The sequence below is a fragment of the Acinetobacter sp. YH16031 genome (genome assembly GCF_013417335.1).
Lineage (GTDB): Bacteria > Pseudomonadota > Gammaproteobacteria > Pseudomonadales > Moraxellaceae > Acinetobacter.
In genome coordinates this window covers 1-1,848 of sequence record NZ_VPED01000129.1, presented here as the reverse complement: position 1 = coordinate 1,848, position 1,848 = coordinate 1, and the positions used below count along the sequence as shown (strand labels likewise).

4 protein-coding genes are annotated in these 1,848 nt (G+C 31.2%); 2 read left to right on the top strand and 2 right to left on the bottom strand.

Going from position 1 to position 1,848, the window contains the following annotated elements:
- Nucleotides 1-129 precede the first annotated feature (129 nt).
- On the bottom strand, nucleotides 130-792 hold the full coding sequence (locus tag FTV31_RS16555; RefSeq protein ID WP_057692831.1) for a hypothetical protein: 663 nt from the start codon (nucleotides 790-792) through the stop codon (nucleotides 130-132).
- Nucleotides 793-964: 172 nt separating this feature from the next.
- Between FTV31_RS16555 and FTV31_RS16550 the strand changes: the two genes are divergently transcribed.
- A complete protein-coding gene (locus tag FTV31_RS16550; protein ID WP_000557944.1) occupies nucleotides 965-1,228 on the top strand; it encodes a type II toxin-antitoxin system Phd/YefM family antitoxin in 264 nt (87 codons plus the stop codon).
- Nucleotides 1,215-1,478, top strand: a complete 264-nt coding sequence (locus tag FTV31_RS16545; RefSeq protein WP_000184943.1) for a Txe/YoeB family addiction module toxin — start codon at nucleotides 1,215-1,217, stop codon at nucleotides 1,476-1,478. The genes FTV31_RS16550 and FTV31_RS16545 overlap by 14 nt, the downstream gene beginning before the upstream one ends.
- A gap of 61 nt (nucleotides 1,479-1,539) precedes the next feature.
- Here FTV31_RS16545 and FTV31_RS16540 read toward each other — a convergent pair whose 3' ends face one another.
- On the bottom strand, nucleotides 1,540-1,842 hold the full coding sequence (locus tag FTV31_RS16540) for a hypothetical protein (protein WP_000110201.1): 303 nt from the start codon (nucleotides 1,840-1,842) through the stop codon (nucleotides 1,540-1,542).
- Between the last annotated feature and the right edge of the window lie 6 nt (nucleotides 1,843-1,848).

The following is a 1,848-nucleotide window of genomic DNA, read 5'->3' as shown; positions in this document are numbered from 1 at the left end:
GCGATTTGGCTCGCTATCATTCAGGTATAGTCTTTTGATAAAAAAAGCATGACTAAAAGCCATGCCTTGGGAATTCGTATAACGTGTATTATGTTAATTGTAGGAAAACTCAATAATTTTCTCTTTTCATTACTTTTCAAAAATATATTTTTTTTCCATGCTTATAGGACAAATAAACATATATTGAGCTTTAAACATTCCGTTTTTATCTTTTTTAATTTTTTTTACAGTCTCTTTAGATTGTAATACTTGTTCCAAATTTGCTAATAAATCTGTTTTTGCTTTATCTAGATCATTATTAAAAACACTCAAATTATATTTTTGATAATTACTCATGGCATAAGTAATAGCATCTAAATTCGTTTTATTATTTACTATTACGTCTGTAAAAAGGTCATATGCAACCAAACAGTAATTTTTGAACATATCTTTATTTCGAGCTAAAAATTCTTCTTTTTCACCTGCACAGCCAGATTTGTCATAAATAAACTTATTTCTATAATAATCGCTATCTTTTGGTGAATTTAAAATTACAACCCCATCCGGACTATACGAAAATAAATGATATCCAACATATCCTCCATAGGAATTTTTAGCATTTACTTCACCACAAACCACACTCTCACCAACAGAATTTTTGATTTCCCTTAAATTTTGAAACTTTGTAGAGTCAGGATCTTTCATTTCCTGCTTTACTTTACTTTGAGCCATATTTAAAAATTTATTTTTTTCAGCATAAACAGAACCAATTAAAAGAATATTAAGAATGATGAAGTATATTAATTTGTTCATGAAGTCCCCGTTATTTAATGAATAGACCATAATTTAACATAATGGTGGTTATACGAAATTGACAATATGTACAGGATTCTGTACATTTAGGATTGTAAAGTTTCAATCACTACCGCCTAGGTAGTCTAGCTAGCAGCGTTTTGACGCAGCTTACCCTATGAGGGATAGATATATGCATGTATTTACATATACGGACGCACGTAACAATTTAAAATCTGTTTTAGATAAAGTAATTGATGATGTAGACGTTGCTTTTATTACAAGAAAAGAAGGTGGCCATGCTGTAGTAATGGGACAAGATCATTACGATAGCTTAATGGAAACGTTATATCTCCTTTCATCTCCAAATAATGCAAGTCGTTTAAATGAATCAATTGCTCAATTACGTGCAGGGAAAACAAAACACAGAGAGTTGATTGAGGATGACGAATCGTAACGTCGAATGGACTGATAATGCCTGGGATGAATATATCTATTGGCAGACACAGGATAAAAAGATACTTAAGCGTATTAATACCTTAATCAAAGAATGTCAGCGAACACCTTTTGAAGGAACAGGAAAACCAGAACCTTTAAAAGCTAATCTTTCAGGATTTTGGAGTCGTAGGATTGATGAAAAGCATAGATTAGTTTATGAAGTGACAGATGAACGAATCTCTATAATTCAATGTCGATTCCATTACTAACAAGATCCCCTATTTTTAGGGGATTGTTTTTTTATTTAATACAAAATCTCATATGCGAAATTTAGGTGTTATTCCATATAACGCCATTAAAAAGATCTTTATCTTTCTGCCTATTTTCTTCAGTCTTACTTTCCGTGCTTAAAAACTTTTCAAAATCGGTTAGTTGACCCTTAAAAGATTCATCATTTTTCAGTTTGTTTAGAACCCAAGCCCCCAGTAGAATTTTACGTCTAGTATCATCTTTTCTTTGTCGATCAGAATTTTTCTTTTTTTCACGAGCAGCAATAGCTTGTTTTTGTGCTTTTAGTTGTCTTAATCGTTCTTCTTGCTTTGCAATTTTTTGTTCTAAAGTTTCAACACTCATACCATC